The 25354-nt window shown below is 74.0% G+C and carries 23 protein-coding genes; 12 read left to right on the plus strand and 11 right to left on the minus strand.

The window, feature by feature from the left end:
* Nucleotides 1–610 precede the first annotated feature (610 nt).
* Nucleotides 611–1597: a tryptophan--tRNA ligase gene (trpS, locus tag ACFY61_RS27825; RefSeq protein WP_389476324.1), complete on the plus strand. Its 987-nt coding sequence runs from the start codon at nt 611–613 to the stop codon at nt 1595–1597.
* Nucleotides 1598–1646: 49 nt separating this feature from the next.
* Here trpS and proC read toward each other — a convergent pair whose 3' ends face one another.
* The 5 genes from proC to ACFY61_RS27850 all read right to left on the minus strand — a co-directional run bounded on the left by proC (nt 1647) and on the right by ACFY61_RS27850 (nt 5111).
* Nucleotides 1647–2456, minus strand: a complete 810-nt coding sequence (gene proC / locus ACFY61_RS27830) for a pyrroline-5-carboxylate reductase (protein WP_389476326.1) — start codon at nt 2454–2456, stop codon at nt 1647–1649.
* 86 nt (nt 2457–2542) lie between these two features.
* Nucleotides 2543–3304 (minus strand): ABC transporter permease, encoded by a 762-nt coding sequence (locus ACFY61_RS27835; protein ID WP_389476328.1) that lies wholly within the window; start codon nt 3302–3304, stop codon nt 2543–2545.
* Entirely contained in the window at nt 3301–4128 is an 828-nt protein-coding gene (locus ACFY61_RS27840) for an ABC transporter ATP-binding protein (RefSeq protein WP_389476330.1), read from the minus strand. Before ACFY61_RS27840 ends, ACFY61_RS27835 begins: the two co-directional genes overlap by 4 nt.
* 78 nt (nt 4129–4206) lie before the next feature.
* Nucleotides 4207–4740: a hypothetical protein gene (locus ACFY61_RS27845; RefSeq protein WP_389476332.1), complete on the minus strand. Its 534-nt coding sequence runs from the start codon at nt 4738–4740 to the stop codon at nt 4207–4209.
* Between the two features lie 68 nt (nt 4741–4808).
* Complete coding sequence (locus tag ACFY61_RS27850) at nt 4809–5111, minus strand: peptidase (protein ID WP_389476334.1); 303 nt, start codon at nt 5109–5111, stop codon at nt 4809–4811.
* 105 nt (nt 5112–5216) lie between these two features.
* Here ACFY61_RS27850 and ACFY61_RS27855 point away from each other — a divergent pair, with 105 nt between their 5' ends.
* Complete coding sequence (locus ACFY61_RS27855; protein ID WP_389476336.1) at nt 5217–7427, plus strand: PQQ-binding-like beta-propeller repeat protein; 2211 nt, start codon at nt 5217–5219, stop codon at nt 7425–7427.
* A gap of 130 nt (nt 7428–7557) precedes the next feature.
* Here ACFY61_RS27855 and ilvD read toward each other — a convergent pair whose 3' ends face one another.
* The 4 genes from ilvD to ACFY61_RS27875 form a co-directional block, all read right to left on the minus strand.
* Nucleotides 7558–9408: a dihydroxy-acid dehydratase gene (gene ilvD, locus ACFY61_RS27860; protein ID WP_389476338.1), complete on the minus strand. Its 1851-nt coding sequence runs from the start codon at nt 9406–9408 to the stop codon at nt 7558–7560.
* 109 nt (nt 9409–9517) lie between these two features.
* On the minus strand, nt 9518–10285 hold the full coding sequence (locus ACFY61_RS27865) for a TetR family transcriptional regulator (protein ID WP_389476340.1): 768 nt from the start codon (nt 10283–10285) through the stop codon (nt 9518–9520).
* Nucleotides 10282–11121, minus strand: a complete 840-nt coding sequence (locus tag ACFY61_RS27870; protein ID WP_389476342.1) for a sugar phosphate isomerase/epimerase family protein — start codon at nt 11119–11121, stop codon at nt 10282–10284. The genes ACFY61_RS27865 and ACFY61_RS27870 overlap by 4 nt, the downstream gene beginning before the upstream one ends.
* A gap of 87 nt (nt 11122–11208) precedes the next feature.
* Nucleotides 11209–12138: a Ppx/GppA family phosphatase gene (locus ACFY61_RS27875; protein ID WP_389476344.1), complete on the minus strand. Its 930-nt coding sequence runs from the start codon at nt 12136–12138 to the stop codon at nt 11209–11211.
* Between the two features lie 62 nt (nt 12139–12200).
* Here ACFY61_RS27875 and ACFY61_RS27880 point away from each other — a divergent pair, with 62 nt between their 5' ends.
* Nucleotides 12201–13070, plus strand: a complete 870-nt coding sequence (locus ACFY61_RS27880; protein WP_389476346.1) for a hypothetical protein — start codon at nt 12201–12203, stop codon at nt 13068–13070.
* Between the two features lie 9 nt (nt 13071–13079).
* Here the strand turns inward: ACFY61_RS27880 and ACFY61_RS27885 are convergent, their stop codons facing one another.
* Complete coding sequence (locus ACFY61_RS27885) at nt 13080–14888, minus strand: hypothetical protein (RefSeq protein WP_389476348.1); 1809 nt, start codon at nt 14886–14888, stop codon at nt 13080–13082.
* A gap of 197 nt (nt 14889–15085) precedes the next feature.
* Between ACFY61_RS27885 and radA the strand changes: the two genes are divergently transcribed.
* Nucleotides 15086–16486, plus strand: a complete 1401-nt coding sequence (gene radA / locus ACFY61_RS27890) for a DNA repair protein RadA (protein WP_389476350.1) — start codon at nt 15086–15088, stop codon at nt 16484–16486.
* A 542-nt stretch (nt 16487–17028) separates the two neighbouring features.
* The gene (gene disA / locus ACFY61_RS27895; protein WP_389476352.1) at nt 17029–18153 is read left to right on the plus strand and encodes a DNA integrity scanning diadenylate cyclase DisA; all 1125 of its coding nucleotides are present in this window, start codon (nt 17029–17031) and stop codon (nt 18151–18153) included.
* Here the strand turns inward: disA and ACFY61_RS27900 are convergent.
* Nucleotides 18150–18980, minus strand: a complete 831-nt coding sequence (locus tag ACFY61_RS27900) for a hypothetical protein (protein WP_389476354.1) — start codon at nt 18978–18980, stop codon at nt 18150–18152. The two genes, disA and ACFY61_RS27900, sit on opposite strands and share 4 nt — an antisense overlap.
* A 181-nt stretch (nt 18981–19161) precedes the next feature.
* Between ACFY61_RS27900 and ACFY61_RS27905 the strand changes: the two genes are divergently transcribed.
* The 7 genes from ACFY61_RS27905 to ACFY61_RS27935 all read left to right on the plus strand — a co-directional run bounded on the left by ACFY61_RS27905 (nt 19162) and on the right by ACFY61_RS27935 (nt 25349).
* Nucleotides 19162–19776, plus strand: a complete 615-nt coding sequence (locus ACFY61_RS27905) for a phosphatase PAP2 family protein (RefSeq protein WP_389476356.1) — start codon at nt 19162–19164, stop codon at nt 19774–19776.
* Nucleotides 19777–19798: 22 nt separating this feature from the next.
* Nucleotides 19799–20704 (plus strand): A/G-specific adenine glycosylase, encoded by a 906-nt coding sequence (locus ACFY61_RS27910; RefSeq protein ID WP_389476358.1) that lies wholly within the window; start codon nt 19799–19801, stop codon nt 20702–20704.
* Between the two features lie 175 nt (nt 20705–20879).
* On the plus strand, nt 20880–21437 hold the full coding sequence (locus ACFY61_RS27915; protein WP_389476360.1) for a SigE family RNA polymerase sigma factor: 558 nt from the start codon (nt 20880–20882) through the stop codon (nt 21435–21437).
* 26 nt (nt 21438–21463) lie between these two features.
* Entirely contained in the window at nt 21464–22099 is a 636-nt protein-coding gene (locus ACFY61_RS27920; RefSeq protein WP_389476670.1) for a hypothetical protein, read from the plus strand.
* A 14-nt stretch (nt 22100–22113) separates the two neighbouring features.
* Entirely contained in the window at nt 22114–22818 is a 705-nt protein-coding gene (gene cseB, locus ACFY61_RS27925; protein WP_389476362.1) for a two-component system response regulator CseB, read from the plus strand.
* Nucleotides 22815–24128, plus strand: coding sequence for a two-component system sensor histidine kinase CseC (gene cseC / locus ACFY61_RS27930; RefSeq protein ID WP_389476364.1), 1314 nt, complete (start codon nt 22815–22817; stop codon nt 24126–24128). Before cseB ends, cseC begins: the two co-directional genes overlap by 4 nt.
* A gap of 75 nt (nt 24129–24203) precedes the next feature.
* Complete coding sequence (locus ACFY61_RS27935) at nt 24204–25349, plus strand: LamG-like jellyroll fold domain-containing protein (protein ID WP_389476366.1); 1146 nt, start codon at nt 24204–24206, stop codon at nt 25347–25349.
* The last annotated feature ends 5 nt before the right edge of the window (nt 25350–25354 follow it).

The following is a 25354-nucleotide window of genomic DNA, read 5'->3' on the forward strand; positions in this document are numbered from 1 at the left end:
CGGTGCTTTCCAGGTCTTCGCTCTCGCGTTTCCCTTTCCGGCGGTTCCGACTCTATCAGATCCTTTCGGGCCTGACTCCCAGTCAGCGGGTTTTGCCTTCCGGGCTGTTGGGCCCTTCCGACGAGTTGAGACCTTAGCGGATTCCTTGCCCCCGACCTAATCGGCGGCTGTGTCGTTCGGACACGGATTCCTCATTCGCAAATACGCATGAAAACAAGACGGCAGAGTGCGCCGTTCGTTCGAATGAGTGTTGCGGAATGGCTGTCCGGGGACCGACCGCAGTCGGCGCTCACTTCGGACAACTCGAAGAACCTTACGGATCGCGCACGTCTGTGTCAACTCCCTGCCCGGGCCGCGTCGGCCGGGCCGGCGTCGACGTCGTCGGCAAAGCTGATGCCGTGCTCACGGTCGTCCCCCTACGCTGGTGCCCATGACTACGCATGCGCTCGCGCTCAGCCTTCGCTGGTGGGCCGCCTGACGGCGGCCGACCTTCGACACGAGCACGCATGCGCTCCACGGCCGCCGCCTCGGCGGCCGTTCGTGTTCCTGCCCCTGGGCAGTCGGTCGCCGAGTCACGGCAGCCACCGACGACGACAGGGAGTGGACGGACATGGCAAGGGTCTTCAGCGGGATCAAGCCGACCGGGCATCTGACGCTGGGCAACTATCTCGGGGCGGTGCGGCAGTGGGTCGCGGCGCCCGACGACGGGCTGTTCTGCGTCGTCGACCTGCACGCGCTGACCGTGGAGCACGATCCGGCGCGGGTGCGGCGGCTGAGCCGGCAGGCGGCGACGCTGCTGCTGGCCGCGGGGCTGGACCCGGAGCGGTGCACTCTCTTCGTGCAGAGCCACGTGGACGAGCACACCCGGCTGGCGTACCTGCTGGAGTGCACGGCCTCCGACGGGGAGCTGCGGCGGATGGTGCAGTACCGGGAGAAGGCGGCCAAGGCTCAGACGTCCGGGGAGCAGGTCCGGCTGTCGCTGCTGACGTACCCGGTGCTGATGGCGGCGGACATCCTCGCGTACGAGACGGACGAGGTGCCGGTGGGGGACGACCAGCGGGCGCACGTCGAGCTGGCGCGGGATCTGGCGGTGCGGTTCAACCAGCGGTACGGGCGCACGTTCACCGTGCCGCGGGCCGTGTACCCGGCGGTGGCGGCGCGGGTGATGAACCTGCAGGACCCCGCTTCGAAGATGGGGAAGTCGGACGACAGCGGTCCGGGCGTCGTCTATCTGCTGGACGAGCCGGAGGCCGTGCGGCGGAAGGTGATGCGGGCGGTCACCGACAACGAGGGCGGGGTGGTGTACGACCGGGCCTCCCGGCCGGGGGTGGCGAACCTGCTCGACGTCCTGGCGGCGTGCACCGGTGGGGATCCGGAGCGGCTCGCCGCCGGCTACGAGGGGTACGGGGCGCTGAAGCGGGACGTGGCCGAGGCGGTGGTGGAGGTGCTGCGGCCGGTGCGGGAGCGGCACGCGGAGCTGGCGGCGGATCCCGCGGAGGTGGAGCGGGTGCTGCGGGCGGGGGCGGAGCGGGCCCGGGGCCTGGCCCGGCCGGTGGTGGACCGGGCGTACGGGGCGATCGGGTTGCTGGTGCCCTGAGGAGGGGGTGGCGGGGGCCCCGCGCGGGCGGGGCCCTTCGCGCGTCGGGTCAGCTGTTGCCGCCGGCGAGTTCGCGGCTGCGGTCGCGGGCGGCTTCGAGGGCGGCGATGAGGGCGGCCCGTACGCCGTGCTTCTCCAGCTCGACGATGGCGTTGATGGTGGTCCCGGCGGGGGAGGTGACGGCTTCGCGGAGCTTGACGGGGTGTTCGCCGCTGTCACGGAGCATGACGGCGGCGCCGACGGCTGCCTGGACGATGAGGTCGTGGGCCTGGGCCCGGGGCAGGCCGAGGAGGATGCCGGCGTCGGTCATGGCCTCGACGAGGTAGTAGAAGTACGCGGGGCCGGAGCCGGAGAGGGCGGTGGCGGCGTCCTGCTGGGATTCGGGGACGCGGAGGGTCTTCCCGACGCCGCCGAAGATCTCCTCGGTGTGGGCGAGGTCGGCGGCGGTGGCGTGGCTGCCGGCGGAGATGACGGACATGGCCTCGTCGACGAGGGCGGGGGTGTTCGTCATGACGCGGACGACGGGGGTGCCGGGGGCGAGCCGCTCCTCGAAGAAGGAGGTGGGGATGCCGGCGGCGCCGCTGATGACGAGGCGGTCGGCGGGGACGTGGGGGGCGAGTTCCTCCAGGAGCTTGCCCATGTCCTGCGGCTTGACGGTGAGGATGAGGGTGTCGGCGCGCTTGGCGGCTTCGGCGTTGGTGACGGCTTCGACTCCGTAGCGGGTGCGGAGTTCCTCGGCGCGGTCGGAGCGGCGGGCGGTGACCAGGAGCTTGGAGGCGGGCCAACCGCCGCGGATCATGCCGCTGAGCAGGGCCTCGCCGATCTTGCCGGTACCGAGGACTGCGACTGTCTGGGTCATGCGGGCTCACCTCGCCGAGCGACTGGTACGTGTCGCTTCATCCTTGCACCCGGGGTGGGCCCGGCGAGGGGGTGTCCGGTGGGTGGTCAGGGGGTGCGGCGGCGGAGGGTGGCGGCGCCGAGGGCGAGGACGAGGAGTGCGCAGCCGGCGACGATGAGGACGTCGCGGACGAAGTCGGCGGTCATGTCGGTGTGGGTGAGGACCTGGGTCATGCCGTCGACGGCGTAGGACATGGGGAGGACGTCGGAGACGGCCTCCAGGGCGGGCTGCATGGTGTCGCGGGCGGCGAAGAGGCCGCAGAGGAGCAGCTGGGGGAAGATCACGGCCGGCATGAACTGGACGGCCTGGAACTCGGAGGCCGCGAAGGCGGAGACGAAGAGGCCGAGGGCGGTTCCGAGGAGGGCGTCGAGGAGGGCGACGAGGAGGAGCAGCCAGGGGGAGCCGATGACGTCGAGGCCGAGGACCCAGAGGGCGGTGCCGGTGGCGAGGAGGGACTGGACGACGGCGAGCGCGCCGAAGGCGAGGGCGTAGCCGGCGATGAGGTCGCCTTTGCCGAGGGGCATGGCGAGGAGGCGTTCGAGGGTGCCGGAGGTGCGTTCGCGGAGGGTGGCGATGGAGGTGATGAGGAACATCGTGATGAGCGGGAAGATGCCGAGGAGGCTGGCGCCGATGTTGTCGAAGACGCGCGGGTCGCCGTCGAAGACGTAGCGCAGGAGGGTCAGCATCAGGACGGGGACCAGCAGCATCAGGGCGATGGAGCGGGGGTCGTGGCGGAGCTGGCGCAGGACGCGGGCTGCGGTGGCGGTGGTCCGGGCGGGGTGGATCGCGCGGGTGGTGGTGGCGGTCATCGCTGGGGCTCCCTGGGGGTGGGGGCGTTCGTCCCGGTCGCTTCGGTGGCTGCTGCCGCTTCGGTGGCCTGGTCGACGAGGCGGAGGAAGGCTTCTTCGACGGTGTGGGTGCCGGTGCGGGTCCGGAGGTCGTCGGGGGTGCCGCGGGCGAGGAGGCGGCCCTCGCGCATGAGGAGCAGGTCGTGGCAGCGCTCGGCTTCGTCCATGACGTGGGAGGAGACGAGGAGGGTGGTGCCGCGGGTCCGGGTGAGGGTGTGGAAGAGGTTCCAGAGGTCGCGGCGGAGGACGGGGTCGAGGCCGACGGTGGGTTCGTCGAGGACGAGCAGTTCGGGAGTGCCGAGGAGGGCGACGGCGAGGGAGACCCGGCTGCGCTGGCCGCCGGAGAGGTTGCCGGCGAGGGCGTCCGCGTGGCTGGTGAGGGCGACGTCGGCGATGGCGCGTTCGACGGCGGCGCGGCGGTGGGTGGTGGCGGCGCGGCCGGGGTGGAGGACGGCGGCGAAGTAGTCGAGGTTCTGCCGGACGGTGAGGTCGTCGTAGACGGAGGGGGCCTGGGTGACGTAGCCGATGCGGGAGCGGAGGGCGGGGGCGCCGGCGGGGAGTCCGAGGACGTCGAGGGTGCCGGTGACGTTGGCCTGGGTGCCGACGACGGCGCGCATGAGGGTGGACTTGCCGCAGCCGGAGGGACCGAGGAGTCCGGTGATGCGGCCGCGGGGGACCTCGAAGTCGAGGGCGTCGAGGACGGTGCGGAGGGTGTGGCGTGAGGTGCCGCGGCGGACGGTGAGGGCGCGGGCGTGGACGGCGGTGCCGTCCCGATTATTCATCATGTGATGAATAATGCGCCTGGCGGTGCCGGGGCGTCAACGGGTGCGGGTGCTGTGCGGGTCGGCCCGGGCGGTCTGGGGCTACTTCTTGCGCTTGGCGCGGCGGGCGGCCGGGTTGCCGGTGCGGGCGCTGCGGCGGCGGGCGTAATCGGCGGAGGCCTTCTCGTACTCGGCGCGGCGCAGTGCCTCGCCGGGGGCCTCGCTGAAGCAGCGGAGGAAGTAGGCGATGAGCGAGCCGATGAAGCCGATCATCATCAGGCCCTTGAGGGAGGCCTCGTCGGAGGACGGCGGCCGGCGGCGGGAGAAGGACTCCCAGGTCTTCCAGAAGGCGATGGCGCTGGAGATGGCGAAGAGGACGACGACGGAGGCGGAGAGGAAGGTGCCGACGTTGCCGATCTCCAGGCCTTCGTACGCGAAGCGGAGGAGGTAGGCGCCGAGCACGGCCAGGCAGAGCGTCAGTGCGGCCATGCCGGCGCGGCGCAGGGCGTAGCCGCCGTCGTGGTCCACCCAGGTGGTGCCGAAGTAGCGGATCGGCTCGGGCCGGGGCCCGGGGGTGTGCTCCTTGTCGGCGCCGGTCTCGTGCTCGGACTGGGGTCGCTGCTGCTCTTCGCTCACAGCGGCGATTATCTCCCGGCGGGGCGGGCGGGGCCCGGGGCGTCCGGGTGGCGGACGTCCTGGCGCCGTCAGGCGCAGCGGGAGGCCACGTAGCCGTCGCTGCCGGTCTTGACGTACGCGTCGGAGACGAACTGGCCGTTGCCGATGCAGTCCCAGATGGCGGTGGTGCCGTAGGGGCCGGAGACGGTGGTGCCGGTGGTCTGGCAGTTGATGGTGACCCACGCGTTGTAGGGGAGGACCTTCACCAAGGAATAGCCGGTGCCCGGGCCGCTGCGGACGTTGACGCGGTAGCCCGGCGCGACCGGGTACGACTGGTAGCCCGACTCGGCGGCGAGGGTCGCGGCCCCGCCCGGCTCGTTCTCGACCGTCATGTCTTCCTCCCCCGCCCGGCGGTCCGCCCGGCAACTCGCGCAGGGTAACAGGCTCCGGCCGGATCGCACGGGGTATCGACTAGGCTCCGGCGGGGGTGGTGGGCCATGCGTTCGGTACGCGCGGAGCAGGCCGGATTTCCCGAGTACGCCGGGCAGTACCGGCTCGGATCCGTGCTCGGGTCCGGCGGCATGGGAGTCGTGCACCTGGCCAGTTCCGGCTCCGGCCTGAAGCTGGCGGTGAAGGTGGTGCACGCCGAGCACGCGGTCGATCCGGAGTTCCGGGCGCGGTTCCGGCAGGAGATCGCGGCCGCTCGGCGGGTGAGCGGAGCGTTCACCGCGCCGGTGGTCGACGCCGACGCGGACGCGGAGCGGCCGTGGATGGCCACCCTGTTCATCGACGCCCCGACGCTGGCCGAGCGGGTACGGGAGCGGGTCCTGGACGGGCCGGAGGTCGCGCGGCTGGGGGCCGGGCTGGCCGAGGCTCTGCGGGACATCCATCGGGCCGGGGTGGTGCACCGGGACCTCAAGCCGAGCAACGTGCTGATGGCGGGCGACGGGCCGAAGGTGATCGACTTCGGGATCTCCCGGCCGTACGACAGCGATCTGCGGACCGAGACGGGGAAGCTGATCGGGACGCCGCCGTTCATGGCGCCCGAGCAGTTCCAGCGCCCGAGGGAGGTCGGGCCGGCCGCGGACGTGTTCGCGATGGGGGCGGTGCTGGTGCACGCGGCCACCGGGCGGGGGCCGTTCGACTCCGACAGCCCGTACATCGTGGCGTACCAGGTGGTGCACAGCGAGCCGGACCTGACCGGGGTGCCGGTGCGGCTGGCGCCGGTCATCGCGCGGTGCCTGGCCAAGGAGCCGGCGGAGCGGCCGTCGGCGGACGAGCTGATCGTGGCGCTGCGGGAGGCCGCTTACGCGACGTCGGAGGAGACGCGGGCGTTCATACCGGAGCCGCGGCGGCCGGTGACCGACGTGGCGCCGGTGGTGGCGCCCATGGGGGCGGCTGCGTCCGTGGTGTCAGTCGCGTCCGTGGCGTCCGTGGCGTCCGTCGCGGAGGAGGTGACGCACCGGCGGGTGCCGGGTGGTGGCGGGCCGGGCGGGCCGGGGGCTCGTCGGCGGGGCCGCCGGCGGACGGCACTCGTGCTGGGCGCGGCGCTGGTCCTCGCGGGTACGGGCGTCGGTGGCTACCTGCACTTCCGGCCGGATCCGCAGCCGGGTACGTCCCTGGCGGGCGGGCACGCGAAGCCGGCCGCGGAGGCGTTCGCCCCCTGGGTGGCCCGGCCGGCCGGGCCGGGCGCGGCGAGCCGGCCGCCGGCCTGCTCGTGGGGGGACGGCGCGCTGTACTGCTCCGCTCCGGGGCTGCTCGCCGCCCGGCTGGCGCCCGCCGACGGGGCGAAGGCCTGGGGCGCGGCCGCGGGGCGGGCGGCGCCCGGCAGCCACGGTTCGGCTCCGCTGCACGCCGGCGGGCTGGTGCTCGTCGTCGCGGACGCCGCCGGCGGCGGGGTGCTGCGGGCGCTGGAACCGGCGACCGGTGCCGAGCGGTGGCACAGGGAGCTGCCGCCGGGTGCGCAGCTGGTGCCGGCCGGGGCGCTGGTGCTGGTGGCGGCGGCGGACGGCGGGGTGACGGCGCTCGACGCGGCCGGCGGGGCGGTGCGCTGGTCGAAGCGGCTGGGCGGGCTCGGCTCGATGTGGTCCGCGGGTGCGGAGGGCGGCGGCGCCGTGTTCTCCGTGACGCCCGGCTCCGACGGGGCGTCGACGCGGGTGGCGGCGGTGGCTACGGCGACGGGGGCCGTGCTGTGGCAGTCGCGCGTCCCGGGGCTGGCGGGGCCGGTCGGCGTGGCGCAGGGGGCGCTGCACCTGCTGGTGGAGGACGCCCGGCAGGCGGCCAGGTCGGTGCTGCGGATCGACCTGCGGTCGCGCGAGCCGCGGAGCGTCCCGCTGACGACCCCGCTGGTGCAGGCGCAGGCGGCGGTGGGGGCCGACGGCGTGGTGTACGTGTTCGGGACCTCGGGGGCCCTGGCTGCCGTCGACGGGCGGCGGGAGAGGTGGCGGCTGGAGACGGGTCTGTCGGTCGCGTCCCGGCCGGTGGCGGGGAGCGGCTTCGTGTACCTGACCGCCGTGGACGGGCGTCTGCTGGCGGTGGACGCCGCGACCGGGCGGCCGGCGGGCCAGACGGAGCCGAGGCCGAGTGCCGACGGGGCGGCCTACCAGGGATCCCGTCCCGCACCCGTGGTGGCGGACGGCCGGGTGTTCGCGGGGGCCCCGGACGGGTCGGTCTTCGCGGTGGACGCGGCCGACCCGGCCGGGTGGTGACGACGGCGGCCCGCGCCCCCGACGGCGGGACCCCGCCGGGCGTGTGTGCCGCGGCGGGGTCCGTGGGGTGCCGGGGTGCCGGCCGGCCGTACTGCCGGCCGTACTGCTGCGGGCCGGGCCGGCCGGGCCGTCAGCCGAGCTTGGAGACGTCGCGGACGGCGCCCTTGTCGGCGCTGGTGGCCATCGCCGCGTAGGCGCGGAGCGCGGCGGAGACCTTGCGCTCGCGGTCCTTCGGGGCGTAGACGCCGCCCAGGGCCTCGCGGCGGGCCGCCAGGGTGGCCTCGTCGACGAGGAGCTCGATGGAGCGGTTGGGGATGTCGATCCGGATGCGGTCGCCGTCCTCGACCAGGGCGATGACGCCGCCCGAGGCCGCCTCCGGGGAGGCGTGGCCGATGGACAGGCCCGAGGTGCCGCCGGAGAACCGGCCGTCGGTGATCAGCGCGCAGGTCTTGCCCAGGCCCCGGCCCTTGAGGAACGAGGTCGGGTAGAGCATCTCCTGCATGCCGGGGCCGCCGCGCGGGCCCTCGTAGCGGATGACGACGACGTCGCCGTGCGTGACCTGCTTGGTGAGGATCTTCTCGACGGCCTCGTCCTGGGACTCGCAGACCACGGCCGGGCCCTCGAAGGTCCAGATCGACTCGTCCACGCCGGCGGTCTTCACCACGCAGCCGTCGACCGCGATGTTGCCCTTGAGGACCGCGAGGCCGCCGTCCTTGCTGTAGGCGTGGGTGACGGAGCGGATGCAGCCGTTCTCGGCGTCCAGGTCCAGGGACTCCCAGCGCTCGGACTGCGAGAAGGCGGTGGCGGAGCGCTTGCAGCCGGGGGCGGCGTGCCACAGCTCCATGGCCTCGGGGGTGGCGGTGCCGGAGCGGGCGTCCCACTTCGCCAGCCAGTCGTCGAGGTTGGCCGAGTGGACGGTGTTGACGTTCTTGTTCAGCAGGCCGCCGCGGTGCAGCTCGCCGAGGATGGCGGGGATCCCGCCGGCCCGGTGCACGTCCTCCATGTAGTACGTGCCGCCCGGCGCGACGTTCGGCGCGACCTTGGCCAGGCAGGGCACGCGGCGCGAGACCTCGTCGATGTCCTTGAGGTCGTAGTCGAGGCCGGCCTCCTGGGCCGCGGCCAGCAGGTGGAGGATCGTGTTGGTCGAGCCGCCCATGGCGATGTCGAGGGCCATGGCGTTCTCGAAGGCCTCGCGGGTGGCGATGTTGCGGGGCAGGACGGAGGCGTCGTCCTGCTCGTAGTACCGCTTGGTGATCTCGACGACGGTGCGGCCGGCCTCCTCGTAGAGGGCGCGGCGGGCGGTGTGGGTGGCGAGGACCGAGCCGTTGCCGGGGAGGGCCAGGCCGATGGCCTCGGCGAGGCAGTTCATCGAGTTGGCGGTGAACATGCCGGAACACGAGCCGCAGGTCGGGCAGGCGTTCTCCTCGATGCGGAGGACGTCCTCGTCGGAGACGTTCTCGTTGGAGGCGTCGACCATGGCGTCGATCAGGTCGAGCTTGCGGACGGTGCCGTCGACGAGGGTGGCCTGGCCGGCCTCCATGGGGCCGCCGGAGACGAAGACCACCGGGATGTTCAGGCGCATGGCGGCCATCAGCATGCCGGGGGTGATCTTGTCGCAGTTGGAGATGCAGATCAGGGCGTCGGCGCAGTGCGCCTCGACCATGTACTCGACGCTGTCCGCGATGAGGTCGCGGGAGGGCAGGGAGTAGAGCATGCCGGCGTGGCCCATGGCGATGCCGTCGTCGACCGCGATCGTGTTGAACTCGCGGGGGACGGCGCCGGCGGCCCGGATGGCGTCGGAGACGATGCGGCCGACCGGGGCGAGGTGGGTGTGGCCGGGCACGAACTCGGTGAAGGAGTTGGCCACCGCGATGATGGGCTTGCCGATGTCCTCGCTCGCTACGCCCGAGGCGCGCATAAGGGCGCGGGCGCCCGCCATGTTGCGGCCGTGGGTGACGGTGCGGGACCTCAGCTCGGGCATCGGGTTCAGCTCCCCAGGAGTTACGGATAAGGCTCAGTACGAGGCTACGCCTGCCTACCGGGATACGGACAGGCCGTCCGGATGCCGGGACGGGCGGGTCATTTCGTGGTCAGGCGCCGGTCAGGTAGCGCTGGAGGGTCGGCGCGACCATTTCCACGATGTCCTCCGGGTCGGCGGAGGCCAGGGGTTCCACCCGTACGACGTACCTGAGGATCGCGATGCCGACCATGTGGGAGGCGGCGAGCTCGGCGCGGAAGGTGGGGTCGGGTACGTCGAGGTCGGCCGCGACGCGCCCCAGGACCCGGCGCAGCACGAGCCGGCGGAGCACCGCGGCGGCGGCCTCGTGGGTGAGGGCGGACCGGATCACGGCGAGCAGCGGGGCGCGGGTGACCGGGTTCTCCCAGACGGAGAGGAAGTAGCGCGCCAGGCGCTCGCCGATGCCGTCGGGGCCCTCGCCGAGGACGGCGGGGACGACCAGGGCCGGCTCCATGCTCATCTCGATGGCGGCCGCGAAGAGGTCGTCCTTGGTGCCGAAGTAGTGGTGGACCAGGGCCGGGTCCACGCCGGCGGTCTTGGCGACGCCGCGGACGGAGGTCTTGTCGTAGCCGCGGGCCGCGAACTCGGTGCGGGCGGCGAGGCGGATGCGCTCCTGGGTGCTGGGGCCGTCCTCGGCCTCGTCGCGGGGCGGGCGGCCGGGGCCCCGGCGGCGCCGGGGCGCGGCGGGGGGTTCCGGGGCGGCAGATGGTTCCGGGGTGGCTGCGGCGGGGACGGGGGCGGGGCCGTCGGTGGGCCGGCCGGCCGGGGGCGCGGGTTCGGAGGTGGCCGGGGTGCCGGGGGTGCCGGGGTCCTGCGGCGGCTCCGGGGCCGTGGCGTTCACGGGCGGACCCGGTACGCGGAGCCGCTGCCGGTGCCGGCGCTGGCGAGGTGGAGGCGGGTGAAGGCCAGGGCCTCCGCGAGGTCGGCCTCCCGCTCGGCCGAGGACATGGCCCGGCGGGTGTTGACCTCGATGACCACGTGGCCGTCGAACCCGCGCCGGGCGAGACGTTCCAGCAGCTCGGCGCAGGGCTGCGTACCGCGGCCGGGCACCAGGTGCTCGTCCTTGGCGGAGCCGTTGCCGTCGGCGAGGTGGACGTGGGCCAGGCGGTCGCCCATCCGGTCCACCATGGCGGTCGCGTCGGTACGGGCGGTCGCGGTGTGCGAGAGGTCCACGGTGAAGTGGCGGTAGTCGTCCTTGGTGACGTCCCACTCGGGGGCGTAGGCGAGCATCTCGCGGTCCCGGTACCGCCAGGGGTACATGTTCTCCACGGCGAACCGGACGTCGGTCTCGTCGGCCATGCGGTGGATGCCGGTGACGAAGTCACGGCTGTACTGGCGCTGCCAGCGGAACGGCGGGTGCACCACGACGGTCGTGGCGCCCAGCCGCTCGGCGGCCGACCGGGCGCGCTGGAGCTTGACCCAGGGGTCGGTGGACCAGACGCGCTGGGTGATCAGCAGGCAGGGGGCGTGGATCGCCAGGATCGGTACGCGGTGGTAGTCGGAGAGCCGCCTGAGGGCCTCGACGTCCTGGCTGACCGGGTCCGTCCAGACCATCACCTCGACGCCGTCGTAGCCGAGGCGCGCGGCGATCTCGAAGGCCGTCGCCGTGGACTCGGGATAGACCGAGGCGGTGGACAGCGCGACCTTCGCGTCGGGGATGCGGACTGGTTCTGCCACGGGGACAGGGTACGGGGCCCCGCCCCGCCGGAGCCCGCCCGGGCCGGACCCCGGCCCTCCGGCCGCCGGCCTCGCGGTGGCCGGCCGTCAGGTGGGGAGGTGGTCCAGGCGGCGGAGGATCACGCCTTCACGGAGCGCCCACGGACAGATCTCCAGCTCGTCGACGCCGAGGAGGTCCATCGCGCCCTCCGCGACCAGCGCCCCGGCCAGCAGCTGCGCCGCGCGCCCCTCCGAGACCCCGGGCAGGGTCGCCCGCTGGCCGACCGTCATGGCCGACAGCCGCGGTACCCACTCCTCCAGGGCCTTGCGGCTCAGGTCGCGCTGGGCGTACGGGCCGGCCGCCGAACCGGCCGCACCCGCGATGCGGGCCAGCTGCTTGAACGTCTTGGAGGTGCCGACCACGTGGTCCGGCGCGCCGAGCCGGCTTATCTCGCCGACCGTGCGGGCGATCTGCGCCCGCACGTGCCTGCGCAGGGCCTTGACGTCCGCCGGGTCCGGCGGGTCCCCCGGCAGCCAGCCGGCCGTCAGCCGGCCCGCGCCCAGCGGGAGGGACACGGCCGCGTCGGGGTCCTCGTCGATGCCGTACGCGATCTCCAGCGAGCCGCCGCCGATGTCGAGGACCAGCAGCCTGCCCGCCGACCAGCCGAACCAGCGGCGGACCGCGAGGAAGGTGAGCCGGGCCTCGTCCTCGCCGCTGAGGACCTGCAGGTCGACGCCGGTCTCCCGCTTGACCCGGGAGAGGACCTCGTCGGCGTTGGTGGCCTCGCGCACCGCGGAGGTGGCGAAGGGCAGGACCTCCTCGCAGCCCTTGTCCTCCGCGGCCTGGGCCGCGCCGGCGATCACCGAGACCAGGTGCTCGACGCCCTCCTCGCTCACCGCTCCGCCGTCGTCGAGGAGCTGCGCCAGGCGCAGTTCCGCCTTGTGCGAGTGCGCGGGCAGCGGCCGCGCGCCGGGGTGCGCGTCCACCACCAGCAGATGGATCGTGTTCGAACCCACGTCAAGGACACCGAGTCTCATACGCGAAACGCTACTGGCACGAACGTGTATGGGTGACGTAAGGGGCGCTTAGGCTTGGGTTTGTGCCAAATACGAAGAAGGCCAAGACGAAGAGCAAGTCCACGAAGGCCCTCGGCCGGGACGGCGCCGGCGTCCGCGCCGACGCCGCCGTCGAGGCCGACGAGAAGGGCCTGGACTTCCCCCGGGCCTGGGTGGAGTTCCCCGACCCGGCCGACGACGAGCAGGTCTTCCGCTGCGACCTGACCTGGCTGACCTCGCGCTGGACCTGCATCTTCGGCAGCGGCTGCCAGGGCATCCAGGCGGGCCGGGCCTCCGACGGCTGCTGCACGCTGGGCGCCCACTTCTCGGACGAGGACGACGAGCAGCGGGTGGCCCAGCACGTGGCGCGGCTGACGCCCGAGCTGTGGCAGTTCCACGACGTCGGCAGCGAGAGCGGCTGGACGCAGCTGGACGAGGACGGCGACAAGCAGACCCGGCGCTGGGACGGGGCCTGCATCTTCCTCAACCGGCCCGGTTTCCCGGCCGGGGCCGGCTGCTCGCTGCACATCCTGGCCCTGCGTGAGGGGCGGGAGCCGCTGGAGACCAAGCCGGACGTGTGCTGGCAGCTGCCGATCCGGCGTACCTACGACTGGATCGACCGGCCCGACGACACGCGCGTGCTGCAGGTGTCGATCGGGGAGTACGACCGGCGCGGCTGGGGACCGGGCGGGCACGACCTGCACTGGTGGTGCACCTCGGCCACGTCGGCGCACGGGGCCGGCGAGCCGGTCTACAAGACGTACCGGGCGGAGCTGACCGAGTTGATGGGCAAGGCCGGCTACGACGTGCTGGTGGAGCTGTGCGAGGCGCGGCTGGCCTCGCTGCTGCCCATGGCACCGCACCCGGCCGATCCGGTGCCGCCCCGGCCGGGTGACGGCGGTCCGGCCTCCTGAACCGAGGGCTCAGCCCGCGGAGGGGGCCGGTTCTGGGGAAACCGTTCCTTCAGAGGGGCCGGGGTCCGGTGACCCGGTGGGCGTCGGCGTGGGCGTGGGGGTCGGCGTGGGCGTCGGGTCCGATGACTGCGTCGGGGTCGGCGTCGGCGTGGGTGTGGGTGTGGGTGCCGGGGTCGGTGTGGCGGGCCCCGTCGGTGCCGGGCTCTGCGGCTGCGTCGGGGTCGGGGCCGGGCGGCCGCGGCCGTGGACGGCGACCGTGGCGGTGCCGGGGGTGATGCCGATCCGCGCCGACCAGGGGCCCTCGGGCTGGGAGGCCTGGTCGACGGTGACCCTCAGGGTGACCGATTCTCCGGGGGCCAGCGTGCCGGCGGTGCGGTCGGCCCGCAGCCAGGGCGCGTCCGTCCACAGCTGCCAGTCGACGGGGCCGCCGCCGGCCGCGGTGAGGCGCAGGTAGGTCGTGCCGGCCCGGGAGACCGCGTCGACCTCGATGCGGCCCGGTGCGGCCGGGTCCGGCGGGGTGGTGGGGACGCCGGTGCTGATCACCTCGACCGAGACGTCCGAGTCCGGGTGCGCCGGGAGGCCCGCCGGGGGGCGTGGGCCGGCGGTGGTGCGGGAGGCGTTGCCCGCGTTGGCGAAGGGGTACGGGCTGCCGTCGGCGTCCGCCGGGATCTCGGCCTCGCTGGCGGAGATCCGGGTGCTGCCCGCGCCGGCCGCGGGTTCGGCGGTGTCGGGTGCGCCCCGGTACGCCGCCCACAGCGCCAGTACCGGCGCGGCGACGACGGTGGCGACCACCGTGGTGGTGACGGCGCGGGCGCGGAGCCGGTCCCGGCGGGCCGCGCGGTCCTTGGGGTCCATCGGGAAGCCGGTCCGGTCGAAGCGGGGGGCCGTGGAGCGGCCGCGTCCGGCTCCGAGCGCGGCCACGCGGACGGCCGTGCGCGGTGCCGGGACCAGCGGGAGGGCGGCGGTTCCGGTGCCGCCGGAGCCGGGCCAGGGGCCGCCCGCGCCGACGCGCTCGGCGACCCGGCGGCAGCGCGGGCAGTCGTCCACGTGCCGGACCAGTTCGGCGCGCAGGGCGGTGGAGAGCAGCACGTGGCCGTCGCCGGCGAGCCGGGCCACGGACGGGCAGCAGCCGGTGTCGACGACGGCGAGGGCGGCCCGGGTGCGTTCGACCTCGCAGGCCGCGGCGGACAGGAGCTCGCGGGCGGCGGGGGCGGGGGTGCCGAGGACGGCGGCGAGGTCGGGGACGGAGAGGCGGTGGCGGACGGCGAGTTCCAGTGCCTCCCGCTGTTCGGGCGTGGTACCGGCGGCCTCGGGCCAGGCGAGGCGGGCCAGTTCGCTCCGGCGCAGCTTCGCCCCGGCGGGACCGTCCGGTCCGCCGGGACCGTCGGGTCCGCCGGGTTCGGTCGGGTCGTCGTCCGGGCCGGTTCCGGGCGGGGACGCCGCGTCCGCCGGCTGGGTGCGCCCCGTGTGCTCCGGCGTACGCCGGGCGGTGTGCGCCCCCTGGCCGGAGGGCCGGTCGCGGCGCTGTTCGGAGAGTCTCCGCAGGCAGGCCCAGCGGGCGAGGGCGTACAGCCAGGCCCGGCGGTCGCCTTCGCCGGGACAGCGCCCGGGGTGGCGGTCGGCCGCGGCCAGCGCCTCACCGAGGACCTCGACGGCGGAGTCGTGGTCGCAGAGCACCGACAGGCAGTACGTGAACAGGCCGTCGAGGTAGGGCTCGTACGGGGACCGCGGCGGTGGCTCCGCGTCGCGGAGCGTGCGCCCGTGCGCCCGTTGTGCGCCGGTGCGCTGGACGGCGTCTGCCTGGCTGCTGCTGCTCACCCGGTGACCGTAGGCGGCACGCCGGTGACCGCCCGGAAGCCTTGAGCAGTTTTAACCCTTACGGGTGACCAGATCGCACAAAACAGGACAGCTGTCCTGACGGCTTCGTCCCACCCGTCACTCCAGTCCCGTCCCCGGCGGTCCGCGCGGCGCCGGGGCCGGCGGCCCTGTCGGCGCCGGCCTATACCGTGGGGCGCATGGCTGCCCGTACATCCCGCTCATCCGCCAAGGACCGGCCGTCCTACCGCTGCACCGAATGCGGCTGGACCACCGCCAAGTGGCTCGGCCGCTGCCCCGAGTGCCAGGCCTGGGGGACGGTCGAGGAGTACGGGGCGCCCGCCGTCCGCACCACGGCCGCCGGCCGGGTGTCCACGGCGGCCCTGCCGATCGGCCAGGTCGACGGCCGCCAGGCGACGGCCCGGTCCACCGGCGTCGACGAGCTGGACCGGGTGCTCGGCGGCGGGCTGGTACCGGGCGCGGTGGTCCTGCTGGCGGGCGAGCCGGGCGTGGGCAAGTCCACGCTGCTGCTGGACGTGGCGGCGAAGGCGGCCTCCGACGAGCACCGCACGCTGTACGTGACGGGCGAGGAGTCCGCGAGCCAGGTCCGGCTGCGGGCCGACCGGATCAACGCGCTGAGCGACCACCTCTACCTGGCCGCGGAGACCGACCTGTCGGCGGTGCTCGGGCACCTGGACGCGGTGAAGCCCTCGCTGCTGGTCCTGGACTCCGTGCAGACCGTGGCCTCCCCCGAGATCGACGGCGCGCCGGGCGGCATGGCGCAGGTCCGGGAGGTCGCCGGGGCGCTGATCCGGGCCTCGAAGGAACGCGGCATGTCCACGCTGCTCGTGGGCCACGTGACGAAGGACGGCGCGATCGCGGGCCCGCGGCTGCTGGAGCACCTGGTGGACGTGGTGCTGCACTTCGAGGGCGACCGGCACGCCCGGCTGCGGCTGGTCCGCGGGGTGAAGAACCGGTACGGGGCGACCGACGAGGTCGGCTGCTTCGAGCTGCACGACGAGGGCATCATCGGGCTGGCGGACCCGTCCGGGCTGTTCCTGACCCGGCGGGCGGAGCCGGTGCCGGGCACCTGCCTGACGGTGACGCTGGAGGGCCGGCGCCCGCTGGTCGCGGAGGTGCAGGCGCTGACGGTGGACTCCCAGATCCCTTCGCCGCGGCGGACCACGTCGGGGCTGGAGACCTCCCGCGTTTCGATGATGCTGGCCGTGCTGGAACAGCGCGGCCGCATCACCGCGCTGGGCAAGCGGGACATCTACTCGGCGACGGTCGGCGGGGTGAAGCTCTCGGAGCCGGCGGCCGACCTGGCGATCGCGCTGGCGCTGGCCTCGGCGGCGTCGGACACCCCGCTGCCGAAGAACCTGGTCGCCATCGGCGAGGTCGGGCTGGCGGGCGAGGTCCGGCGGGTGACGGGCGTCCAGCGGCGGCTGGCGGAGGCGCACCGGCTGGGCTTCACGCACGCGCTGGTCCCCTCGGACCCGGGGAAGGTGCCGCCGGGCATGAAGGTCCTGGAGGTCGCGGACATGGGCGACGCGCTCCGAGTCCTCCCCCGCGGCCGCCGCGCCCCGTCCACCCCGTCCTGACGCCCCCGACCCGGCGCGCGCCCTGTCCGGAGCCCCGGCCGTGCCCCGGGCCTGGCCGGCCGTGCCGCGGGCCTGGCCGGCCGGAGCCCCGGCCGGGCCCGCTCAAGCGCCGCTCGGGCTGGGAAGGCCGGCGCCGGTGTCGTGCGGCCCGCGCTGGGCGGGCGTGGCCCGCGCCGACCGGCCCCGCCCGGCGAATCCAGCCTCGCCGGCGATTGAGGCGCGGGGTGCGGGGCAGCGCCCCGCGTGCCCGGCGGGAGCCCCGCCAGGCCCGCTCAAACGCCGCTCGGGCTTGACGCGCGGCCACGCCCAGACGCTCGCCGCGGCTCCGCCCCGACCCGCTCGAACGCCGCTCGGGCGGGGGAGACCGGCCCCGGGCGGGTGGGCGGTCGGGGCGGGGGAAAGCGGACCCGGGGAGGGGGGATCCGTGGGCGTGGCGGAAAGCTCCGGCGGGGGCGCAGGCCGCGCCGGTAGACTTTGTGCTGGTCCGCCCGCTCCCCACGCCCGCGGGACACGGCGGCGCAACCCGCGACCGGAGGAGTGCAGTGGCAGCCAAGGACGGGGCAGCAGCACCCGGGAAGTCCGGCGCGAGCTCCAAGCACGATGCGCTGATGCGTGCGTCGCTGACCGCCGTCGCCCCTGGTCAGCCACTGCGCGACGGCTTGGAGCGGATCGTCCGCGGCAACACCGGCGGCTTGATCGTCCTCGGCATGGACAAGGCCGTCGAGGCGATGTGCACCGGCGGTTTCGTGCTGGACGTCGAGTTCACCGCGACCCGCCTGCGCGAGCTGTGCAAGCTCGACGGCGCGGTCGTCCTGGACAAGGACATCACCAAGATCCTCCGGGCCGGCGTGCAGCTGGTGCCCGACGCGTCGATCCCCACCGACGAGACCGGGACCCGGCACCGCACCGCCGACCGCGTGTCCAAGCAGTGCGGCTTCCCCGTGGTGTCCGTCTCCCAGTCGATGCGGCTGATCGCCCTGTACGTGGACGGGGAGCGGCGGGTCCTGGAGGAGTCCGGGGCCATCCTGTCCCGCGCGAACCAGGCGCTGGCCACGCTGGAGCGGTACAAGCTGCGGCTGGACGAGGTGGCGGGCACGCTGTCGGCGCTGGAGATCGAGGACCTGGTGACGGTCCGCGACGTGACCGCGGTCGCACAGCGGCTGGAGATGGTCCGCCGGATCGCCACGGAGATCGCCGAGTACGTGGTCGAGCTCGGCACCGACGGCCGGTTGCTCTCGCTCCAGCTGGACGAGCTCACCGTCGGCATTGAGGCGGAGCGCGAGCTGGTCATCCGGGACTACGTGCCCGAGCCGACGGCGAAGCGTTCCCGCACCGTGGAGGAGGCGCTGGCCGAGCTGGACTCGCTCACCCACGCCGAGCTGCTGGAGCTGCCGATCGTGGCCCGCGCCCTGGGTTACACCGGGTCCCCGGAGACGCTGGACTCCGCGGTCTCGCCGCGCGGCTACCGGCTGCTGGCCAAGGTGCCGCGGCTGCCCGGCGCGATCATCGAGCGGCTGGTGGAGCACTTCGGCGGGCTGCAGAAGCTGCTGGCCGCGAGCGTGGACGACCTGCAGACGGTCGACGGCGTGGGCGAGGCCCGCGCCCGCAGCGTCCGCGAGGGCCTGTCCCGCCTGGCCGAGTCCTCCATCCTGGAGCGCTACGTCTAGTCCTGCTTGAGGACGAAGGACGTACGGGCCACCGGCATGCCCGGGGCCTTCACCTCGACCACGTACGTGTCGGGCGCCGCGGCGCCGGCCGGCGGGTCCTGGCACTGGCCGCCGGCGCTGAACCGGCGGTCCCAGTCCAGGGCCTGGCTGGTCTGGCCGCCCGCGGGGACCCGGAAGAAGGCGTTCCCCGCGCCGGCCGGGCAGTGGTCGGAGGACCACACGGCCTTGCCGCTGGAAGCCTGAAGGATCGTCAGGACGGCCTGCTTCGGGCCGAGGTCGGCCTTGCAGGTGGTGCCGGAGACGTTGCGGGCGACGAGTTCCAGCCGGGGCTTCTCGTTCGCCTCGTACTCGTTCTTCGCGCTCTTGACCTCCCACTGGAGGGCGCTGGGCGCACAGGTGGGCAGCGGGGAGTCGACCGGCACCTGGCCGGCGGCCGTGCCGCCGCCCGGACCGCCGCCGGGGGCCGCCCCCGTGCCGGCGTCCGCACCCGAGCCGGTGCCCGCTCCGGCGGAGCCCGCGGAGCCGCCGCTGGCCGTGCCCGAACCGCCGCCCGGCTCACCGTTCTTGCCGGAGCCGCCGCCCGACTCGTCGCGCCCGCCCGGGGCCTGACTGATCGCCGGCCCCTTGCCGGGTGCCCCGGGGGTGATCGAGGCCACGGGGTCGGGGCCGTCCTGCCCCTTGCCGTTGTCGTTCACCGTGCCGCCACCGGAACTGACGGTCCATACGGCGAGCAGCGCGAGGAGCGCCACGACGGACGCGAGAACGGCCCTCCGTCGCCAGTAGATGGAGGAGGGAAGCGGCCCGACCGGATTGCGCAGAGATCCCACGCACCGAACTTTACGAGAGTCGGGGAGGTGTTCAGTGCTCCCCATGCCGGGCGACGCGGGAGTTTTGCCGATGATCATCCCGGCGGCGGAGGCGGGCCGGGCGGAATCCGGGCGGGAGCCGAACGGAATCGGCCACCCGTGTGACGAATAGGTTGATCCGCTTTGAGTACCGTCAGTGACCATGAACAGCTCCGAGCTCTACCGCGACATCACCGACTTCGCCCGGACCACGCCCGGGTGGCTGCAGACCACCGCCGAGGTGTGGACCGAACTGGGGCTGTTGCTGTTCGGGGTGCTCTTCGTCTCCGTGTGGTGGAAGGGCCGGACCGCGGCCCCCCGCGCCGCCGCCCTGGCCGTGCTCGCCCCGCTGGTCACCGCACTCGCCTACGTGGTGTCGGAGCTGACCAAGTCCGCCATCGAACAGGAACGTCCCTGCCGGGCGGTGGCCGGCGCGGTCCTCCCCCTCGTCGACTGCCCCGAGTACGGGGACTGGTCCTTCCCCAGCAACCACTCCGCCATCGCCGGCGCCGCCGCCGTCGCCCTCGCCGTGGCCGCCGGCCGCGGCATGGCCCTGCTCACCCTGCCCATGGCCGTACTGATGGCCTTCTCCCGGGTCTTCGTCGGCGTCCACTACCCGCACGACGTCGCCACGGGCCTGCTGCTCGGCGGTTCGGTGGCCGGCCTGCTGATGCTCGCCCTCGCCGGTCCGGCCGGTCGGCTGATCATCACCGTGCGGGGCAGCGGCACCACCGCGGCCGTCTGGTTCACCGGTCCGGGCCCCGCGCGCAGGCACTGATCCGTGCCAGGATGCAAGGGCCATGACTGCTACCACTTCCGCCGTGCCGCACGCGCCGCACGCGCTGCACCCGCCCGTCCTCGCCTGGTTCGACCAGCACGCCCGCGACCTGCCCTGGCGCCGCCCCGAGGCCGGCCCGTGGGGCGTCATGGTCAGCGAGTTCATGCTCCAGCAGACCCCGGTCAACCGCGTGCTGCCGGTCTACGAGCAGTGGCTGGCCCGCTGGCCCCGGCCGGCCGACCTGGCCGCCGAGGCGCCCGGTGAGGCCGTCCGCGCCTGGGGCCGGCTCGGCTACCCGCGCCGCGCCCTGCGGCTGCACGGAGCGGCCGTGGCCATAACGGAGCGCCACGGCGGGGACGTGCCGCGCGACCACGCCCAGCTGCTGGCCCTGCCGGGCATCGGCGAGTACACCGCGGCCGCCGTGGCCTCCTTCGCGTACGGGCAGCGGCACGCCGTACTGGACACCAACGTGCGCCGGGTCCTGGCCCGCGCCGCCTCCGGGGTGGAGTACCCGCCGAACGCCACCACCGCCGCCGAGCGGCGGCTCGCCCGGGAGCTGCTGCCCGAGGACGAGGCCACGGCCGCCCGCTGGGCCGCGGCCTCGATGGAGCTCGGCGCCCTGGTGTGCACCGCGAAGAGCCCCGACTGCGGCCGCTGCCCGGTGTCCGGGCAGTGTGCCTGGCGGCTGGCGGGCAAGCCCGCGCACGACGGGCCGCCGCGCCGGGGCCAGACGTACGCCGGGACCGACCGGCAGGTGCGCGGCAAGCTGCTCGCCGTACTGCGGGACGCGCCCGGACCGGTCCCGCAGACCGCGCTGGACGCGGTGTGGGACGAGCCGGTGCAGCGGGCCCGCGCCCTGGACGGCCTGGTCTCCGACGGGCTGGTCGAGCCCCTGGACGGCGGGAGGTACCGGCTGCCGCTGAGCTGAGGCGCGGATTCCGTTTGTCACGGCGAAACGCCCAGGTCACCGCCGCTGTTACACAACCTATGGGTGTCCGTGCGCCCATCGAGGTCTGGACCGCACAGCCTCGTGACAACGCCTCCGTACCTTCGAATCCGCAAGCGGGGAACGCTCGGCGGTTACGGAACGGAGGCGGTCTGAGATGGCGCACGGCGAGGTACTCGAATTCGAGGAGTACGTACGCACCCGGCAGGACGCCCTGCTGCGCAGTGCCCGGCGCCTGGTCCCGGACCCCACCGACGCGCAGGACCTCCTGCAGACCGCCCTGGTGCGGACCTACGGCCGCTGGGACGGCATCGCCGACAAGACCCTCGCCGACGCCTACCTCCGCCGCGTCATGATCAACACCCGTACCGAGTGGTGGCGCGCCCGCAAGCTGGAGGAGGTCCCCACCGAGCAGCTGCCCGACGCCAGCGTCGAGGACGGCACCGAGCAGCGCGCCGACCGGGCCCTGCTGATGGACATCCTGAAGGTCCTCGCACCCAAGCAGCGCAGTGTGGTCGTGCTGCGACACTGGGAGCAGATGAGCACCGAGGAGACGGCCGCGGCGCTCGGGATGTCGGCGGGTACCGTGAAGAGCACTCTGCACCGGGCGCTGGCCCGGCTCCGGCAGGAGCTGGAAAGCCGCGACCTGGACCTGCGCGCCCTGGAGCGCGGAGACCACGTACGGGACGAGGGGCGGGAGCGTTGCGCGGCCTGAGAGGCCTGAACTGCCGAAACAGTTCGCTGGTGGTGACGTCGGCGGGGACCGTGGTCCTCGCCGGCGCAGTGCTGTTCGCGACCGGGTGCTCCTCGGGCGGCACCGGTCTGAAGGACGGCGGGCCGGCCCGCACCGAGTCCGTGGCCAAGTCGGCGCCGTCGCCGTCGCCCGCGGGCACCGCGGAGACGGCGAAGCGGGCGAACGTGGACCCGGTGGCGCTGCTCAAGGCCGACCCCAAGGTCAGCGCCGCGATCAAGCGGGACCTGAAGCCCTGCGCGGGCCCGGGCAAGGACCTCCCCATCGACGTCAGCTACGGCAAGGTGACGGGCAACTCGGTCGCCGACGTGGTCGTCAACGTCCTGTCCTGCGCGGACGCGATGGGTCTGGGCTCGTACGTGTACCGGGAGAACGACGGGAAGTACGAGAGCGTGTTCATCGACGAACAGCCGCCCGTCTACGCGGAGATCGACCGCGGCGACCTGGTGGTCAGCAAGCCGGTGTACGCCAAGAGCGACACGCTCACCTACCCGTCCGGCGAGGACGTGATCACCTACCGCTGGTCGGGTGACAAGTTCGTCGAGCACGACCGGGTGCACACGGATTACAGCAACGTGGTCGACGGCGGCAGCCAGCCCGCCCCGGCCGTGACAACGAAGAACTGAGGCGAGGCTTTCGCATGGCCGAGACCCATGTCCTGTTCGTCGAGGACGACGACGTCATCCGCGAGGCCACGACCCTCGCCCTGGAACGCGACGGCTTCGTGGTCACCGCCATGCCCGACGGCCTGTCGGGCCTGGAGTCCTTCCGCGCCGACCGGCCGGACATCGCGCTGCTCGACGTCATGGTGCCGGGCATGGACGGCGTCAGCCTGTGCCGCCGCATCCGCGACGAGTCCACCGTTCCGGTGATCATGCTGTCGGCGCGCGCGGACTCCATCGACGTCGTCCTCGGCCTGGAGGCGGGCGCCGACGACTACGTCACCAAGCCGTTCGACGGCTCGGTACTGGTCGCCCGGATCCGCGCGGTACTGCGGCGCTTCGGCCACGCGGGCGGCTCCGGCCCGGGCGGCCCCGCCGGCGAACCGGCCGGCGAGCGCGGGGTGCTGTCCTTCGGCGACCTGGAGGTCGACACCGAGGGCATGGAGGTCCGCAGGTCCGGCGCCCCGGTGGCGCTCACCCCGACGGAGATGCGGCTGCTCCTGGAGTTCTCCTCCGCACCCGGAACGGTCCTCTCCCGCGACCGGCTGCTGGAGCGGGTCTGGGACTACGACTGGGGCGGCGACACCCGCGTGGTGGACGTCCACGTCCAGCGCCTCCGCACCAAGATCGGCCAGGACCGCATCGAGACGGTCCGCGGATTCGGATACAAGCTCAAAGGATGAAGCGGTTCACCCTGCGTACGGGAATCCGCTGGAAGATCACTTTCGCCATCGCCGCCGTGGGCGCGCTGATCGCCATCGCGCTCAGTCTGGTGGTGCACAGTGCCGCGCGGGTGTCGATGCTCGACAGTCAGCGGGACGTCCAGCTGGACCGGGTGCAGTTCATCTCGCGCAACGCCGACACCGGGCGCAAGGCGATGATGGGCGCCAAGGTCAACGACCCCGAGCTGCCGCCGGAGTTGCGGGAGAAGGTGCGCGGCGGGCGGCGCGGTACGTACGTGCAGGAGAACCCGCACGGGCTGCCGGAGGTGTGGGCCGCGGTGCCGATAGGGAACGGGCAGGTGCTGTCGATCCACAGCCAGTTCCGGGAGAGCGCCAACATGATGCGCGACCTGGACCAGGCGCTGGTCATCGGCTCCCTCGCGGTGGTCATCGGCGGTTCGGCGCTCGGCGTGCTCATCGGCGGGCAGATCTCGCGGAGGCTGCGCAAGGCCGCCGCCGCGGCCAATCGCATGGCCCACGGTGACGGGGACGTACGGGTGCGCGACGCGGTCGGCGGGGTCGTACGGGACGAGACCGACGACCTCGCGCGGGCGGTGGACGCGATGGCCGACGCCCTCCAGGAGCGGCTGGAGGCCGAGCGGCGGGTCACCGCCGACATCGCGCACGAGCTGCGCACCCCCGTCACGGGCCTGCTGACCGCGGCAGAGCTGCTGCCCCCGGGCCGGCCCACGGAGCTGGTCCGGGACCGGGCGCAGGCCATGCGGGGGCTGGTGGAGGACGTGCTGGAGGTGGCCCGGCTGGACAGCGCTTCGGAGCGGGCCGAGCTGCAGGACGTGGCGCTGGGCGAGTTCGTGGGCCGGCGGGTGACCTCGCTGATGCCGGAGGCGACGGTGCGGATCGTCGCGGACGAGATCGTGAGCACCGACCCTCGGCGTCTGGAGCGGATCCTGGGCAACCTGCTGGCGAACGCGGCCCGGTACGGCAAGCCGCCGGTCCAGGTGGACGTCGAGGGCCGGGTGGTTCGCGTACGGGACCACGGGCCGGGCTTCCCCGAGGCGCTGCTGCGGGAGGGGCCGAGCCGGTTCCGGACCGGGTCCTCGGACCGGGCGGGTGTCGGCCACGGGCTGGGGCTGACCATCGCGGCGGGCCAGGCCCGGGTGCTGGGCGCGCGGCTGACGTTCCGGAACGTGGCGGCGCCCGGCGGGATCGAGCGCGAGGGCGCGGCCGCGGGCGCGGTGGCGGTGCTGTGGCTGCCCGAACACGCGCCGACGACCACCGGAAGTTTCCCGATCATCCAGTTGCCGGGGTGATTGTCCGGGGTGTCGAGTCCCGATCGGTACCGGCGCCCGTTCGAATGACCGGACCGATGTTCTAGCATCCCTGCCATGACTGACGGTACGGATCGCAACCACAGCCCGCAGCCCGACCCCGCCCCGGGCAACGGCGGCTACGGATACCCCGCCGGGCCGACGCCCGGCGGGTACGGCTATCCGCAGCCCGGGCAGCCCGGCCCGTACCAGCCGCCGCAGCCGCAGCCCTGGGCGGCGGGCCTGCCGACCGAGCCGGGAGCCTTCGGGCCGCCGCCGGTGGCTCCGCCGCAGCCGGAGTGGCAGCAGCAGCCCGCGCCCGAGTGGCAGCAGGGGCCCTACCCCCAGCCGGGCGGCGAGCAGCCGGACTGGCAGGCGATGGCCGACGAGAACGAGTCGCGGCGCGGCCGGAAGAAGAAGGTGCTCGCCGTCGTCGCGGGCGTGCTGGTGATCGCCCTGGCGGGCGGTGGCGGCTACTTCGCCCTGAAGGTGACCGGGGAGGAGAAGAAGGACGACAAGAAGCCCGTCGCCTCGGGTTCTCCGAGCCCGTCCGGCTCGGGTGCCGCGGGCGGGGAGTCGAAGGTCATCGCCGACCCGCAGGGCAAGCTGGAGATGTCGCTGGGGCCGGACGCGTCCACCGCAAAGTCGGGCGAGCGCACCGAGGCCCGGTTCAAGGGCGGCCAGAACTCGTGGGGGCAGGCGCCCGCGGCCGCCGTGGACGTGGCCAAGAGCTTCACCGTGTCGGCCAAGGTCCTCAACAAGGCCGAGAAGGGCACCAAGATCGCCGTCAGCCAGAGCGCCGGCGACGACTTCTCCTTCGCGCTGGGCTACGAGGAGAAGGCCGGGAAGAAGCGGTGGGTGTTCCGGGTCCGGACGGCCGGCAAGGACGGCAAGCCCGTCTCGCTGAACGCCTTCGGGGACGCCTCGAAGAACGCCAAGAGCTGGGTGCGGCTGACCGGCGCCTACGACGCCGAGAAGAAGGCCGTCACCCTGTACGTCGACGACAAGGCGGCCGACACCACCGCGGTGCCCAAGGGCATCTTCGGCGGCCAGGGGCCGGCGCAGCTGGGCCGGGCCCACTTCAACGGCGGCTGGGTGGCCCCCTGGGTCGGCTCCCTGTACGAGGTGCGGACCTGGAACGCGGCCCTGACCGCGGAGCAGGTCGCGGCGATGAAGGAGGGGAAGCCGGCCGTGGAACCGGCCCACTCCTGGCTCGCCGGCTGAGGCGG

Origin of the sequence: Streptomyces sp. NPDC012888 (genome assembly GCF_042900645.1) — a bacterium.
In the GTDB taxonomy this organism is placed as follows: domain Bacteria; phylum Actinomycetota; class Actinomycetes; order Streptomycetales; family Streptomycetaceae; genus Streptomyces.

Bases quoted from the DNA above. Each gene is read 5' to 3' on its own strand.
- trpS (WP_389476324.1), top strand. From the start codon at position 611: ATGGCAAGGGTCTTCAGCGGGATCAAGCCGACCGGGCATCTGACGCTG.
- proC (WP_389476326.1), bottom strand. From the start codon at position 2,456: ATGACCCAGACAGTCGCAGTCCTCGGTACCGGCAAGATCGGCGAGGCC.
- ACFY61_RS27835 (WP_389476328.1), bottom strand. From the start codon at position 3,304: ATGACCGCCACCACCACCCGCGCGATCCACCCCGCCCGGACCACCGCC.
- ACFY61_RS27840 (WP_389476330.1), bottom strand. From the start codon at position 4,128: ATGATGAATAATCGGGACGGCACCGCCGTCCACGCCCGCGCCCTCACC.
- ACFY61_RS27850 (WP_389476334.1), bottom strand. From the start codon at position 5,111: ATGACGGTCGAGAACGAGCCGGGCGGGGCCGCGACCCTCGCCGCCGAG.
- ACFY61_RS27855 (WP_389476336.1), top strand. From the start codon at position 5,217: ATGCGTTCGGTACGCGCGGAGCAGGCCGGATTTCCCGAGTACGCCGGG.
- ilvD (WP_389476338.1), bottom strand. From the start codon at position 9,408: ATGCCCGAGCTGAGGTCCCGCACCGTCACCCACGGCCGCAACATGGCG.
- ACFY61_RS27875 (WP_389476344.1), bottom strand. From the start codon at position 12,138: ATGAGACTCGGTGTCCTTGACGTGGGTTCGAACACGATCCATCTGCTG.
- radA (WP_389476350.1), top strand. From the start codon at position 15,086: ATGGCTGCCCGTACATCCCGCTCATCCGCCAAGGACCGGCCGTCCTAC.
- ACFY61_RS27905 (WP_389476356.1), top strand. From the start codon at position 19,162: ATGAACAGCTCCGAGCTCTACCGCGACATCACCGACTTCGCCCGGACC.
- ACFY61_RS27910 (WP_389476358.1), top strand. From the start codon at position 19,799: ATGACTGCTACCACTTCCGCCGTGCCGCACGCGCCGCACGCGCTGCAC.
- ACFY61_RS27915 (WP_389476360.1), top strand. From the start codon at position 20,880: ATGGCGCACGGCGAGGTACTCGAATTCGAGGAGTACGTACGCACCCGG.
- cseB (WP_389476362.1), top strand. From the start codon at position 22,114: ATGGCCGAGACCCATGTCCTGTTCGTCGAGGACGACGACGTCATCCGC.
- cseC (WP_389476364.1), top strand. From the start codon at position 22,815: ATGAAGCGGTTCACCCTGCGTACGGGAATCCGCTGGAAGATCACTTTC.
- ACFY61_RS27935 (WP_389476366.1), top strand. From the start codon at position 24,204: ATGACTGACGGTACGGATCGCAACCACAGCCCGCAGCCCGACCCCGCC.